The sequence below is a fragment of the Bradyrhizobium sp. AZCC 1610 genome (assembly GCF_036924515.1).
Taxonomy (GTDB): domain Bacteria; phylum Pseudomonadota; class Alphaproteobacteria; order Rhizobiales; family Xanthobacteraceae; genus Bradyrhizobium.
On sequence record NZ_JAZHRR010000001.1, the window covers coordinates 2,590,038 to 2,602,092 of the forward strand.

Sequence of the window (12,055 nt, forward strand, 5' to 3'; positions counted from 1 at the left end):
ACAAACAGGAGGTTAGCCATGCAGATTCACACCGTTTCGGCACAGGAATGGGAAGCGGCCCGCCAGCAATTGCTCGTGAAGGAAAAGGCCACGACCCGCGCCCGTGACGCGCTCGCCGCCGAACGCCGGCGGATGCCGTGGTTGGCCGTGGAGAAGGAGTACAGGTTCGAGGGGCCCAACGGCCAGGCGAGCTTGCGCGACTTGTTCGAGGGCCGTCGTCAGCTGATCGTCTACCGCGCCTTCTACGAGCCCGGGGTGTTCGGCTGGCCCGACCATGCCTGCCGCGGCTGTTCGATGGTGGCCGACCAGGTTGCTCATCTCGCTCATCTGAATGCGCGTGACACCACGCTCGTGTTCGCCTCGCGCGCGCCGCAAGCCGACATCGCGCGCCAGAAGGCGCGAATGGGATGGGAGATGATCCCCTGGTACACCATCACGGACAGTTTCGATGCCGACTTCGACGTCGGCGAATGGCACGGCACCAACGTGTTCTTCCGCGACGGTAGCGAAATTTATCGCACCTACTTCATCAACAACCGCGGCGACGAGCAGATGGGGAGCACCTGGAATTATCTCGACATCACGCCGCTCGGGCGCCAGGAAGTGTGGGAGGATTCTCCCGAAGGCTATCCGCAGACCCAGACCTACAAGTGGTGGAACTGGCACGACAGCTACGTTGAAGGCGCGGCGCCCGACAAGAGGTGGGTCGAGGTGTCTGACGCCGGGGAAGCCGCATTCCGGAAGCAGAGCGCGAGTGCGAAGTCGTGAGCCAGGCCTGTCACAGCAACTCGACTGGTGCTGTGAGTTGTGATGGCGAGAGCGACGCGGTCGCGCGCAGCATAGTCAGATGGCTATCGCTCGCGGCCGCGCCGACCTTCGCGATCATGGCGCTGCTCACTGCTGTGGTTGGCAGCGGCCCGCTCGATACGTTTTGTTCGGCTGCGAACGCATCGCCGGTGGGCGGAATGGTCCCGATGTACTTGCTGATGAGCGCCTTCCATTCGGCGCCCTGGCTGAAGCTGATCTCGGGCCGGCGAAGCGGAGTCTGAAGTGCTGCGAACGGTTGCGCTCCGCTCCCCGCTGTGCCTCCAGTTTCAGACAACCAGATCGTGCTTTCGTCAGCAGGGCGCCACTCGTTCGAAAAGGTGCTGGTAGCGAAGCACCAGGCCCCGATCATCGACCTCAAGGTCAGCCTCGAAACCTGCCGAGACCCCGAGGTCCACGTAGCGTACCCGATCCGGGGCGAGGCGGTCGTATCTTTGACGTGAACGCTGCACCGTCATGGCGGCCCCGTCCACGAAGCAGGTGTCGAGCGTGCGACTCTCTCCTGCGCCGGCAGGCGTCCTGCGGATCGGGAATGTATTGCAAAAAGGGGTGACCGAGAGGTCCGGTTCCTCCGCGCCGTCGAGGTCAGTACGTCGTCGGCCATTGACACTCCAGCCGCTGTCCGTTCGCTCGAGGTTGAGATGGGTTCGCCCGGTCGGTCCCCATCGCTCGACGTCCAGCGATTGAGCTCGCCAGTCGGGCGTCAGCCTCCACCGGTGGTCGAGCCGAAAGCCGCGGTCCTCAACGCAGATCACGGTAGATTCCGCCACCACGGCGTCAGCGGAAATGCTGAGTTTCAGACGCTCCAGGCCGGTCACGTCGGTGCGTCGCCAGAACAGGATTTCGGGGTCACCCTGCATGTGCTTCCTCGAATTGGATCCAACCCCGGCGGAGAACGCTGGTCGCTACTGTTCGGTTCCTGCCATCATTTCATCCCGGCGCTGATAGGCTCGGACCAGAGCCGGCAGATGAGTACTCGCTCGCATGAATCGCGGACGACTGATACGTATGTAAATTCACTCAACGATAGCAGGAAACACTATGGCACGCGTGCGCTGTATCACCGAAATGGGCATGGGCGTCGACGTTCACGGACGCGATGCCACCAAGGCCGCCAAGCGCGCCGTCTCCGACGCCATCCGCCATTCCAGCCTCGGCTTCTTCCGGATGCTGGGCAAGACCGCCAACGACATGTTCGTCGATGTCACGATCGCCGTGCCGGACCCGAGCGGGGTAGATACCGCGGCGGTAGCCAAGGAGTTGCCGTACGGCACCGTGAAGGTAACGGCGATCAATGGCGGACTGGAAATTCCCGCCGAAAGCGGCAGCGACTCCATCCTGATTGCGAACGCCGCCGTGATCGTCAGCTTCGATGACGGCAAGACTGGCTAATCCGCGCAGGGCCCGGGAGCTAACCCATGACGACGCAAGACAGCAGCACCTATTGGAAGCAGGCGCGCGTGGAGCTGCGCGCCGCCGGATTCGATCCGGATCGAGCGGCCCGGACTAACGCGGTGGTGACGATCGCCAGCGCCTACACCAACGCCCATCGCTGCAACAACCGCGTCCGCGCCATTACCGATCTGCTGGTCGAGATCCTGGCGGAGCGCGGCGGGCAGGGTCTGATCGTCGGTGCGCCGGCGGTGTCGGATGCCCTGACGCAGGGCACGCCGACAGCGGGTTACAGCCTCGCCTCGCGCGACGTCGTCGCCGATTGCTTCGAGATCGGTCACTACGCCCATCATGGCGATGCGATGATCGTAATTTCCGGCTGCGACAAGACCGGTGCGGCCGCGCTGATGCCGCTGGCGCGCACCAATGCCTTTGGGCTCGTGCTCTATCCCGGCACCGGCACGCCGGGCCACGTCTCGTTCGGCGCATGGGCCAGCAAGGGCAACAACCTCACGGTCATGGATTATGCCGAGGCGCGCTCTGCCAATGAATCCGGCCGATTGTCCAGCGAGGAACTGCTGGAGGTCGAGCGCAACGTGATGCCCGGTAGCGGCACCTGCGGCGCGATGTTCACGGCCAACACCATGAGCACGATCGCGGAATCGATCGGCATGATGCTGCCGCGCGGCGCCTCGCATCCCGCCGATTACAACGCTGGCAGCGACATCCACGCCGACGTCCGCGCGCAGGCGCATGCCTCGGTCGATACCCTGTACCGGCTGATGGAGGCCGGCATCCGGCCGCGCGACATCACGACCGAGCGCGCGTTCGAAAACGCGATCACGACCGTCTACGCGATGGGCGGTTCGACCAACATGTATCTGCATCTGCTCGCGGTCGCGCGCGAGGCGCAGGTGCCGATCACCATCGAGCGTATCCAGCAGGTCGGCGAGCGCGTCCCGCTATTGGCCAATCTGCAGCCGCATGGCCCGTTCGCGATGGGCAGCCTGCATGCGATCGGCGGCGTGCCTGTCGTGATGAAGGAACTGCTTCGCGCAGGCCTTCTGCATGGCGACGTCATGACGGTGACCGGCAAGACGCTGGCGGAAAATCTCGCCGATGTTCCGACGCTGGAAGAGATGCCGCCGCAGCAGATCGTTTTCCCGGTGTCGAAACCGATCGCGCCGGCGAACAATCACATCAGCGTCCTGAAGGGCAACCTCGCGCCGGAGAGCTGTTTGCTCAAGCTCTCGGGCAAGGCGCTCGAGAAGGGGCAGTTCCGCGGCACCGCGCGCGTTTTCGAGTCCGAAGCCGATACGATGGCCGCCATCCGCACCGGCGAGATCGTGCCGGGCAACGTTATCGTGGTGCGCAATGTCGGTCCGGTCGGCGGGCCCGGCATGCCGGAGATGGTGATGCTGACTATTCAGTTGCAGGGGCGGGGCCTTGGCGAAGACGTCGCGCTGATCACCGACGGCCGTTTTTCCGGCGTGTCGCACGGCATCCTGATCGGCCACGTTTCTCCGGAAGCCGCGCGCGGCGGCCCGATCGCGGCGGTGCGCGACGGCGACGCTATCGTGATCGATCCCGGCGCCCGCACCGTGAATCTCGAAGTGTCAGCGGAAGAGATCGTCCGCCGCATGGCCGACTGGCGCGCACCGGCTTCGTTGACCGCGGTGCGGCCGGGATCGGTGCACGACAAGTACATCCGGCTGGTGTCGTCGGCGCATTATGGATGCGTGCTGTGAGGGGGAGGTTGCATTTCGCGGAGATAGTCCGGGGTCCTCATGGGCCCTTGCCAATTTTTGGGTTTCGGCCTATATGACTACTGTAGTCATATAGGTGTTTCATGAAAGAAATTCAGCTTCGAGATGCAAAGGCTAGCCTGTCTGCCGTGGTCGACGAGGCGATGCGCGGGACGCCCGCGGTCATTACCCGTCACGGCAAACGGCAAGCGGTGGTCGTCAGCTACGAAGAGTGGGAGCGATTATCCCACGTTCCGACATTCGGCCGACTACTGATGGCGGCTCCGTTGGCGGCGGACGATCTGCCAAATCGCAACAGTTCTGGTCCGCGGACTGCTGATCTCTGACCGCCTGTGTACCTCGTCGACACCAACATCATTTCAAGCGTGGCGCCTGCGCGGCCGGCGCCTTCTGCGCTTGTCCAATGGATGGACGCGCATTCCGCTTCGCTATTCCTGTCCGTGGTGACTGTAGCCGAGATCGAAGACGGAATCGCCAAATTGATGCGCGAGGGAGCGACGCGCAAAAGTGCGGACTTGGCATCATGGTTGGAAACGGTGTTACATCTCTACGGTCACCGTATCCTTGTTTTCGATGCGCCCACTGCACGGATTGCCGGTGGCATCGCAGATCAGGCTCGGGGAAGAGGTCATTCTCCCGGTTTTGCCGACATCATCATCGCGGCGACAGCCCGGCGTCACGAACTCACTATTCTGTCGCGCAATCTTAGGCATTTCGAGCCGCTCGGTGTTGCTGCGTGCGATCCTTTCGCGACCCTGCCATCGTAGCCGAGAACGATCAGAGTTCTCGAGGAAGGCCTGCTTCGTGAAGGTTTGACTTTCATATTTGTTCATGATTTGTTCTAGTTGGTCATGGACAAGTTTGCAAGCAGTAGTAGTGCCCGGATTTTCCTCGCAGCCGTTCCCGACGCGGCTACAGCGGAACGAATTCGCCGGCTGGCCAGCGTGCTCAAACGCGCTCACAAATTCGATGGCAAACTCATCGCGCCAGGGCGTCTGCACATTTCATTGTTTTCTCTCAACGGTTTGCCGGATCGGCAGCTTCGCTCCGCATGCGAGGCCGCGACGGAATTGCGAGCCGAGCCGTTCGAGGTTTCGTTCGACCGCACCGTGAGTTTTAGGGGCAGGCCGGGCAATCGGCCGCTTGTCCTGATCGGAGAGAATGGGTTGCGCCGGCTGGAAGCATTTCGGCAGATGCTCGGCACTGCACTGACGCGAAGAGGGTTGAGGCGGGCGGCGAGCAGGAATTTTACGCCGCACGTCACGCTCTTGTACGACGCGCGCAGTGTCGATGAGCATCCGATTCAGCCGATCTTCTGGACAGTGACGGAGTTCGTGCTCATCCACAGCATGAAGGGCCACGATTATCTTGCACGTTGGCCTTTGCGGGCATGACCGGAAATTGGCACGAGAAGATCGGAAGTGATCGGCGACACTAGCTTGGCACAGCGAGCCGCTCAGTCATCTCGTCGATGGAGTTGAACAGATAGGTTGGTCCCGCCGCCTGCAATGCGGTGGGAAGGGCATAGCCCCAGGTCACGGCGCCCGAATCCATTTCGGCGACTTTCGCAGCTTCGATATCGCGGATCTCGTCGCCAATGCAGATCGTCTCTGAAGGCTTCGTGCCAAGCGTTCGTGCGACCCGTCGAAATTTCCAGTGCTTGCCGAACACCGCGGCGCCGCAGTCGAAGCGGGTGATCAGGGCAGTGCTGGGCCCAAGCACCTGGCGGACGGACGCTTCGCCGTCGGAACTGACGATGGCGGTCTTGATCCCTAAGCGCTGCAATTCGGTCAGCATGGCCGGAATGCCAGAGAACAGCGATATTTCGCTCGCGGCGGCGAGCTTGCGCTTTCTCATGTCGCTGACGATGGCCGGCAGTTGCCACGTGGATACGTTGAGCCGCGCCATGATCTCGCGGGCGGTCAGGCCGCGTAGCCCCTCCATTTCCTCAGCGGGCACGGGCGTAAGATTGAACCGCGCGACCATGTCGTGAAAGGACGAGCGAAACCAGGGAAGCGAATCGGCCAGTGTGCCGTCGAAATCGAAGATGGCGAGGCGATAGCGCGTCGTGGGCAGGCCTGTCATGGGCAATTTCAGCGCGTCACTTGTCGTCGCCGCCGAAGTACGCCGGCTTGCCCGTGGTCCAGGTCTCGCCCCAGAGCTGACCACCGCCGTCGACCGTCAGCGTCTCACCGGTCACGAATTTCGCGGATGGTCCGGCGAGGAAGACGCTGGCCTCCGCGACGTCCCATGGCGAGCCGACGCGCATCATCGGGTTCGAGCGCGGGTAGGCGGCGCGTGCCTCGGGCGAGTAGACGTTCCATCCTTCGGTTTCGATCGCGCCCGGCGCTACGCAGTTGACCCGGATGTTCAGTGGCGCCCATTCGACCGCGACGGCGCGCGAGAGCCCGATCACACCACTTCGCGCGGCAATGGTGTGCGCGATGCCATAGAGGCCGTGTGTCGTCACGACCACGATGTTGACGATGCTGCCGGGATGCTTGTGGTCGCGCCAGCGCTGCGCGGCGGCCTGCATCATGTACCAGGTGCCGTTCAGGTTGGTGTTGATGACGGCGTTCCAGCCCTTCACGGAAAAATCGATCGCCGCTTGCGGAAACTGTCCGCCGGCGCTGTTGATGAGGCCGTCGACGCGGCCTTGCGCGGCCCAGATCGTGTCGAACAGGGCGTTGACCGCATCGGGCTCCCTGATGTCGGCGACATGCGCGGAAGCCTTGAGACCGCGACCCGCCAATCGGCCCACGAGCGCGTCGAGCTTGCCTTCGTCGCGCCCGACTACGGCGACATGCGCGCCCAGCCGCGCGAACAGCCAGGCGATCGCCCGCCCGATGCCGCCGGCGCCGCCCGAGACGACGACGACCTGATCCTTCAGCGCATCGGCCGCGAACATGGTCGGGTGAGCCGCAAGCTCCTCATCGGTGAGGCCGAGCTTCGCCGGGGACGGTTGATCGGTCATGAACGGCGCGGACCCTTGTTATACGCGGCATCAGCCGTACATTAGCCGCGCAACAATAACCATGCAAAACGAGTTTCGATGTCCGATCTCTCCGCCTTCCCGATCACCAAACGCTGGCCCGCCAAATATCCCGACCGCCTTCAGCTCTATTCGCTGCCGACGCCGAACGGCGTCAAGGTCTCGATCATGCTCGAAGAGATCGGACTGCCCTACGAGGTGCATCTGGTCGACTTCAACAAGGACGACCAGAAGACGCCGGAATTCCTGTCGCTGAATCCGAACGGCAAGATTCCGGCAATCCTCGATCCCAACGGGCCCGGCGGCAAGCCGCTGCCGCTATTCGAGTCCGGGGCGATCCTGCAATATCTTGCGGACAAGACCGGCAAGCTTCTGCCAGCCGATCCGGCGCGGCGATATCAATCCATCCAGTGGCTGCACTTTCAGATGGGCGGGATCGGACCGATGTTCGGGCAAGTTGGCTTTTTCCACAAATTCGCCGGCAAGGAGTTTGCCGACAAGCGGCCGCTCGAGCGCTATGTGGCCGAATCGAAACGTCTGCTCGATGTGATGGAGACGCGGCTTGCCGGACGTCAATGGATCATGGACGATGAATACACCATCGCCGACATTTCCATGCTCGGCTGGGTGCGCAACCTGATCGGCTTCTACGGTGCGCGCGATCTAGTCGCATTCGATACGCTGAAGCAGGTGCCGGCATGGCTGGAACGCGGGCTGGCCCGGCCGGCGGTGCAGCGCGGGCTTGATATGCCGAAGCGGCCCTAAGCGGCCGGCTTGAGCAGTTCGTACACAAGAGGATTGTCGGCGCAAGCGCCGAAGCCGCATTCCAGCAGCGTCGTCACCACGTTGGTTGCCGTAAGCGCGATCACAAGCCACACCGCGATTTGCGCGAACGCGCCGCCTGTAGCCGGTAATGCGGCATGGTCGTCTTCGAACTGGCGATCGAACAGCATCACGACGGCAATCAGAATGACCGCGGCAATGAAGCCGATCAAAGCCCAGGTATAATAATGGTAACCGAGCAGCGCCGAACCATAGCCGGCGTCGCCGGGCATGATGTGCAGCAGCACCTGCCGGGTCGACGCAACAGCGCCTGCGACTGCCGCCAGCAGCGACATCGCATAGTGGCTGGGGCGGGGGCCGAAGCGGATATTGAGGATCGGTCCGACGGCCAGCGCCGCGAACAGGATGCGCTGCAGCAGGCAGAGCGGGCAGGGCAGTTCATGAAGGATGAACTGCGCCGCATAAGCCGCCGCCAGCACCAGCGCCACCGCGTAGAGACTGAGTGCGTTCAGCGTAATGGCGCGCGTCTGGGTCATGCGCCTCTCAGAATGACAGTTTCAGCGTATCGGTCGCATGGTGCAGATAGGTGGCGACGCACGCGATCAGGACAGCCCCAAACAGGCCGAGCGCCAGTGGGCGCTGCCCGCGCCAGGCGATCAGCATCACGATGGCCGTGGCCAGAAACAAAAGGGTGAATTCCATCGCCGGTCCTAACTTCGCGAACGATGGGCCAGTCTATGATAGATTCGCCGTTCCGCTTTGTATAAAAAACTGCTTGGCAGGACCAATTTGGCAGGACCAATAACGTCATTACGGAATGCAACGAAAATGCCCATCATCATCTACGGCATCAAGAACTGTGACACCATGAAGAAGGCGCGCGCCTGGCTTGACGATCACGGCGTGGCTTACGACTTCCACGACTACAAGCTGGCCGGCATCGCCAAGGACAAGCTCAAGCAATGGTCCGACGAACTCGGCTGGGAGACGTTGCTCAACCGTGCGGGGACGACGTTCAAGAAGCTGCCCGACAGCGACAAGGAAGGCCTGAACGAGCGCAAGGCGCTGGCGCTGATGCTGGCGCAGCCCTCGATGATCAAGCGTCCGGTACTGGATCTCGGCGGCAAGTTGCTGGTCGGCTTCAAGCCGGACGTCTACGGCAAGGAGGTGGCGTCCAAATCGCGCGGGCGCAAGGCCTAATCGAGGTCGATAACTTCGTCGGAAGAATGCGCGTCTGCCGAAACCGGCACGAAAGCGCGATCGATGATCGCCCTGACCAGAATCACGGGCTCGGCTTTCGGCCTCAGGCCCATGAGGTTGCTGACCTTGAAGCCGCCTTCAATGCTGATGCTCTTGAAGGATCCGACGATCTGCGTGACGGCATCGTCGCGGCCGAACGGCATCAGCAGCCGCTCATAGGACACGTCCTTGCCGTCGGCATCCTGCACCGTCGAAATGGAATAGACCGGCCGCTGACGGGCCACGCAAGCCCGGTACGAGGCAACGACGTTGGCATATCGTTCGGGGCCGATCGCATCATCGAGATAGCGGTTGGTTCGCTGCGCGGGCTCGATATGGTCGCTGCCGTAGGTGGTGGCGAGCCTGGCGCCTTCATGCGTGATTAGAAATCGCGCGCCATCGCCCTGGCCGACGACCTCATAGTGCATCATGTCGATCAGTTCGTCGGCGACCTGCTCCGGCTCAAAATCGCCAGGCGGAGGCATGGTTCGCCGCTTGCCGAATGCGCGCAGCCATTCGTTCAGGAGATAGCGCTGCCTAATCGATTTGACGACCGAGGGATCGGCACTTGCGAACTGCATTGCGGCTTAACTGAATTGGAGCACATCGCCTGCCGTGATGCGGCCCGGCGCGCGATGGAAGAGATCGCGGTCGATGATGGTGCGCAACTTCGGCACCGGCAACTTGTCGTTTCCACGCATCAGGTTCTTGATCTCGAAGCCGCCGTCCTCGCTGATGGTCTTCAGCGAAGCGATGATCTGGGTAACGCTGCCGTCGTCGGAGAACGGCAGCAACAGCCGCTCATAGGCGACGATTCGCCCGTAGATGTCATCGATATTGGCGATGGTATAGGCGGGAAGGCGGCGCGCGACGCATTCATAATAGACCGGCATCACGATCGGAGCGAGCCTTGCGCCCAGATACTCGTCGAGATTGCGACCTTTGCCGGTATTCCCATAAGCAGTGGACATCCGCGTGCCGTTGCTCTGGATGGTCAGGCGTGGCGGCTGCGTGCTGGTATCGACGGTGTAGAATACCAGATCAGGAAGTTCGTCCTCGATCCGCGACGGCTGGTATTCCGAGATGCGCGGCATCGACTGGTCGCGGGCGTATTGCCGCAGCCAGGTGTTCAGCAGGTCGCGCTGTTTGATAGATTTGACGACCGACGGTCCGGCGCTTTCAAATTCCAAGGCGGCAATTCCTGGCTATCTAAATCACGTGATGATGCGGGCTGAGGCGGAAATATTGTATGAAAGCGTCTGATTGCAGCAGAACACCGTTAACGATGGCTTGCCGGCGCGAAGATCGTGGCTGAGCGCGGACGGCGAGCCAGCCGGGCCGGGCAATCGGCGCAATTCGACTTATGGCGCATCCGGAACCGGCACGCGCGTTTCCCCACGGCAGCTTTCCACCTTGCCTAACCCATACCGTTGACGGCATATTCCGGCCCGGAGGCGGCGGGCTCGGGACGGTTTCCAGGACGTCCGGCTGAGCCTGCCCGAACAGCGAAAAATTGGCCGCGCGCGAGCGAACTCGCGGAGACGGCTGACGGGGGAAATTTGTTTGGCTGATGAGTTCATTCTCGAAACCCACGGATTGACCAAGGAGTTCGCGGGTTTCTTCGCCGTTCGCGATGTCGCCCTCAAGGTGCGTCGCGGCAGCATTCATGCGCTGATCGGGCCTAATGGCGCCGGCAAGACGACATGCTTCAACCTGCTGACCAAGTTCTTGAGGCCGTCGGCCGGCCAGATCCTGTACAAGGGACAGGATATCACCGCGATGGCGCCGGCCGATGTGGCCCGCCTCGGGCTGGTGCGTTCGTTCCAGATTTCGGCGGTGTTTCCGCATCTGACGGCGCTGGAGAACGTCCGCGTTGCCTTGCAGCGCCAGCATGGCTCTTCGTTCGATTTCTGGCGTTCCAAAAGCGTGCTCGACCGCTTCAACGGCCGCGCGCATGAGCTTCTCAACGATGTGGGCCTGAGCGAGTTTGCCACCACGCCGGCGGTCGAGATGCCCTACGGCCGCAAGCGCGCGCTCGAGATCGCGACGACGCTGGCGCTCGACCCCGAGATGATGCTGCTCGACGAGCCGATGGCCGGCATGGGTCATGAAGACATCGACAAGATCGCGGCGCTGATCAAGCGCATTTCGGCGAAGTACACTATTCTGATGGTCGAACATAATCTCTCTGTGGTCGCCAACCTGTCCGACATCATCACGGTGCTGACGCGCGGGCAGGTGCTGGCCGAAGGCAATTATGCTGAACTATCCAAAGACGAGCGCGTCAAGGAAGCCTATCTGGGGGCCGGTCATGCCTGAGTTGAAAATGGCCGAAGCCGCCGCCAAACCGGCGGGCGCGGAAGTCCTTTCCGTTTCCGACCTGCAGGCCTGGTACGGCGAATCCCACATCCTTCACGGCATCAACTTCAATGTGAAGGCCGGCGAGGTGGTTACGCTGCTCGGCCGCAACGGCGCCGGCAAGACCACGACGCTGAAGTCGGTGATGGGAATCATCGGCAAGCGTACCGGTTCGATCCGTTTCAACGGTCAGGACATCACGCGCGCCTCGTCCGACAGGATCGCACGGATGGGCGTGGCTTTCTGCCCGGAGGAGCGGGGTATTTTCGCAAGCCTCGACGTGCGTGAAAACCTGCTGCTGCCGCCGATCGTGCGCCCTGGCGGCCTGTCGCTCGACCAGATCTTCGAATTGTTTCCAAACCTGAAGGAACGGCTCAACAGCCAGGGCACCAAGCTTTCCGGCGGCGAGCAGCAGATGCTTGCGATCGCCAGAATCCTGCGCACCGGCGCGCGCTTCCTGATGCTGGACGAGCCGACCGAGGGTCTCGCGCCCGTCATCATTCAGCAGATCGGCCACACCATCGCGCGGCTGAAGTCGGAAGGCTTCACCATCCTGCTGGTCGAGCAGAATTTCCGCTTCGCTTCCACGGTGGCCGACCGCTACTACATCGTCGAGCACGGCAAGGTGATCGACGGTTTCGCGAACTCGGAGTTGTCGGCCAATATGGACAAGCTCCACACCTATCTCGGCGTCTGATCG

The 12,055-nt window shown here is 62.2% G+C and carries 18 protein-coding genes; 10 read left to right on the forward strand and 8 right to left on the reverse strand.

The window, feature by feature from the left end:
- Positions 1-18: 18 nt before the first annotated feature.
- Positions 19-768, forward strand: a complete 750-nt coding sequence (locus V1279_RS12315) for a DUF899 domain-containing protein (protein WP_334435911.1) — start codon at positions 19-21, stop codon at positions 766-768.
- 10 nt (positions 769-778) lie between these two features.
- Here V1279_RS12315 and V1279_RS37810 read toward each other — a convergent pair whose 3' ends face one another.
- Positions 779-1,177 (reverse strand): hypothetical protein, encoded by a 399-nt coding sequence (locus tag V1279_RS37810; protein ID WP_442894759.1) that lies wholly within the window; start codon positions 1,175-1,177, stop codon positions 779-781.
- Positions 1,119-1,685, reverse strand: a complete 567-nt coding sequence (locus V1279_RS12325; protein WP_334435914.1) for a putative glycolipid-binding domain-containing protein — start codon at positions 1,683-1,685, stop codon at positions 1,119-1,121. The genes V1279_RS37810 and V1279_RS12325 overlap by 59 nt, the downstream gene beginning before the upstream one ends.
- A 181-nt stretch (positions 1,686-1,866) precedes the next feature.
- Between V1279_RS12325 and V1279_RS12330 the strand changes: the two genes are divergently transcribed.
- From V1279_RS12330 to V1279_RS12350, 5 genes are all read left to right on the forward strand, one after another.
- A complete protein-coding gene (locus V1279_RS12330; RefSeq protein ID WP_334435916.1) occupies positions 1,867-2,217 on the forward strand; it encodes a Lin0512 family protein in 351 nt (116 codons plus the stop codon).
- Between the two features lie 26 nt (positions 2,218-2,243).
- Positions 2,244-3,965, forward strand: a complete 1,722-nt coding sequence (gene ilvD / locus V1279_RS12335) for a dihydroxy-acid dehydratase (RefSeq protein ID WP_334435919.1) — start codon at positions 2,244-2,246, stop codon at positions 3,963-3,965.
- 101 nt (positions 3,966-4,066) lie between these two features.
- A complete protein-coding gene (locus tag V1279_RS12340) occupies positions 4,067-4,309 on the forward strand; it encodes a type II toxin-antitoxin system Phd/YefM family antitoxin (protein WP_334435921.1) in 243 nt (80 codons plus the stop codon).
- A gap of 6 nt (positions 4,310-4,315) precedes the next feature.
- Positions 4,316-4,750 carry a type II toxin-antitoxin system VapC family toxin gene (locus tag V1279_RS12345; protein ID WP_334435923.1) on the forward strand — a complete coding sequence of 145 codons (435 nt, stop codon included), beginning with the start codon at positions 4,316-4,318 and terminating at the stop codon, positions 4,748-4,750.
- An 84-nt stretch (positions 4,751-4,834) separates the two neighbouring features.
- Entirely contained in the window at positions 4,835-5,377 is a 543-nt protein-coding gene (locus V1279_RS12350) for a 2'-5' RNA ligase family protein (RefSeq protein ID WP_334435925.1), read from the forward strand.
- 40 nt (positions 5,378-5,417) lie between these two features.
- On the opposite strand, the gene V1279_RS12355 is transcribed toward V1279_RS12350, so the two are convergent.
- Together V1279_RS12355 and V1279_RS12360 are read right to left on the reverse strand one after the other, a co-directional pair.
- Positions 5,418-6,068 (reverse strand): HAD hydrolase-like protein, encoded by a 651-nt coding sequence (locus V1279_RS12355; protein WP_334435927.1) that lies wholly within the window; start codon positions 6,066-6,068, stop codon positions 5,418-5,420.
- A 16-nt stretch (positions 6,069-6,084) separates the two neighbouring features.
- Positions 6,085-6,957, reverse strand: a complete 873-nt coding sequence (locus V1279_RS12360; RefSeq protein ID WP_334435929.1) for an SDR family oxidoreductase — start codon at positions 6,955-6,957, stop codon at positions 6,085-6,087.
- 78 nt (positions 6,958-7,035) lie between these two features.
- Between V1279_RS12360 and V1279_RS12365 the strand changes: the two genes are divergently transcribed.
- Positions 7,036-7,740, forward strand: coding sequence for a glutathione S-transferase family protein (locus tag V1279_RS12365; RefSeq protein WP_334435931.1), 705 nt, complete (start codon positions 7,036-7,038; stop codon positions 7,738-7,740).
- On the opposite strand, the gene V1279_RS12370 is transcribed toward V1279_RS12365, so the two are convergent.
- Positions 7,737-8,294: a disulfide bond formation protein B gene (locus V1279_RS12370; RefSeq protein ID WP_334435933.1), complete on the reverse strand. Its 558-nt coding sequence runs from the start codon at positions 8,292-8,294 to the stop codon at positions 7,737-7,739. The two genes, V1279_RS12365 and V1279_RS12370, sit on opposite strands and share 4 nt — an antisense overlap.
- A 7-nt stretch (positions 8,295-8,301) precedes the next feature.
- Positions 8,302-8,460 (reverse strand): DUF5993 family protein, encoded by a 159-nt coding sequence (locus V1279_RS12375; protein ID WP_247515781.1) that lies wholly within the window; start codon positions 8,458-8,460, stop codon positions 8,302-8,304.
- A gap of 126 nt (positions 8,461-8,586) precedes the next feature.
- Here V1279_RS12375 and V1279_RS12380 point away from each other — a divergent pair, with 126 nt between their 5' ends.
- Positions 8,587-8,958 (forward strand): ArsC family reductase, encoded by a 372-nt coding sequence (locus V1279_RS12380; RefSeq protein ID WP_334435939.1) that lies wholly within the window; start codon positions 8,587-8,589, stop codon positions 8,956-8,958.
- Here V1279_RS12380 and V1279_RS12385 read toward each other — a convergent pair.
- Positions 8,955-9,578, reverse strand: a complete 624-nt coding sequence (locus V1279_RS12385) for a hypothetical protein (protein ID WP_334435941.1) — start codon at positions 9,576-9,578, stop codon at positions 8,955-8,957. The two genes, V1279_RS12380 and V1279_RS12385, sit on opposite strands and share 4 nt — an antisense overlap.
- Before the next feature lie 6 nt (positions 9,579-9,584).
- Positions 9,585-10,187, reverse strand: coding sequence for a PAS domain-containing protein (locus V1279_RS12390; protein WP_334435943.1), 603 nt, complete (start codon positions 10,185-10,187; stop codon positions 9,585-9,587).
- Between the two features lie 373 nt (positions 10,188-10,560).
- Here V1279_RS12390 and V1279_RS12395 point away from each other — a divergent pair, with 373 nt between their 5' ends.
- The gene (locus V1279_RS12395; RefSeq protein WP_334435945.1) at positions 10,561-11,316 is read left to right on the forward strand and encodes an ABC transporter ATP-binding protein; all 756 of its coding nucleotides are present in this window, start codon (positions 10,561-10,563) and stop codon (positions 11,314-11,316) included.
- On the forward strand, positions 11,309-12,052 hold the full coding sequence (locus V1279_RS12400) for an ABC transporter ATP-binding protein (protein WP_334435948.1): 744 nt from the start codon (positions 11,309-11,311) through the stop codon (positions 12,050-12,052). Before V1279_RS12395 ends, V1279_RS12400 begins: the two co-directional genes overlap by 8 nt.
- Positions 12,053-12,055: the final 3 nt, after the last annotated feature.

Bases quoted from the DNA above. Each gene is read 5' to 3' on its own strand.
- V1279_RS12315 (WP_334435911.1), top strand. From the start codon at position 19: ATGCAGATTCACACCGTTTCGGCACAGGAATGGGAAGCGGCCCGCCAG.
- V1279_RS37810 (WP_442894759.1), bottom strand. From the start codon at position 1,177: ATGATCGGGGCCTGGTGCTTCGCTACCAGCACCTTTTCGAACGAGTGG.
- V1279_RS12325 (WP_334435914.1), bottom strand. From the start codon at position 1,685: ATGCAGGGTGACCCCGAAATCCTGTTCTGGCGACGCACCGACGTGACC.
- V1279_RS12330 (WP_334435916.1), top strand. From the start codon at position 1,867: ATGGCACGCGTGCGCTGTATCACCGAAATGGGCATGGGCGTCGACGTT.
- ilvD (WP_334435919.1), top strand. From the start codon at position 2,244: ATGACGACGCAAGACAGCAGCACCTATTGGAAGCAGGCGCGCGTGGAG.
- V1279_RS12340 (WP_334435921.1), top strand. From the start codon at position 4,067: ATGAAAGAAATTCAGCTTCGAGATGCAAAGGCTAGCCTGTCTGCCGTG.
- V1279_RS12350 (WP_334435925.1), top strand. From the start codon at position 4,835: ATGGACAAGTTTGCAAGCAGTAGTAGTGCCCGGATTTTCCTCGCAGCC.
- V1279_RS12355 (WP_334435927.1), bottom strand. From the start codon at position 6,068: ATGACAGGCCTGCCCACGACGCGCTATCGCCTCGCCATCTTCGATTTC.
- V1279_RS12360 (WP_334435929.1), bottom strand. From the start codon at position 6,957: ATGACCGATCAACCGTCCCCGGCGAAGCTCGGCCTCACCGATGAGGAG.
- V1279_RS12365 (WP_334435931.1), top strand. From the start codon at position 7,036: ATGTCCGATCTCTCCGCCTTCCCGATCACCAAACGCTGGCCCGCCAAA.
- V1279_RS12370 (WP_334435933.1), bottom strand. From the start codon at position 8,294: ATGACCCAGACGCGCGCCATTACGCTGAACGCACTCAGTCTCTACGCG.
- V1279_RS12375 (WP_247515781.1), bottom strand. From the start codon at position 8,460: ATGGAATTCACCCTTTTGTTTCTGGCCACGGCCATCGTGATGCTGATC.
- V1279_RS12380 (WP_334435939.1), top strand. From the start codon at position 8,587: ATGCCCATCATCATCTACGGCATCAAGAACTGTGACACCATGAAGAAG.
- V1279_RS12385 (WP_334435941.1), bottom strand. From the start codon at position 9,578: ATGCAGTTCGCAAGTGCCGATCCCTCGGTCGTCAAATCGATTAGGCAG.
- V1279_RS12400 (WP_334435948.1), top strand. From the start codon at position 11,309: ATGCCTGAGTTGAAAATGGCCGAAGCCGCCGCCAAACCGGCGGGCGCG.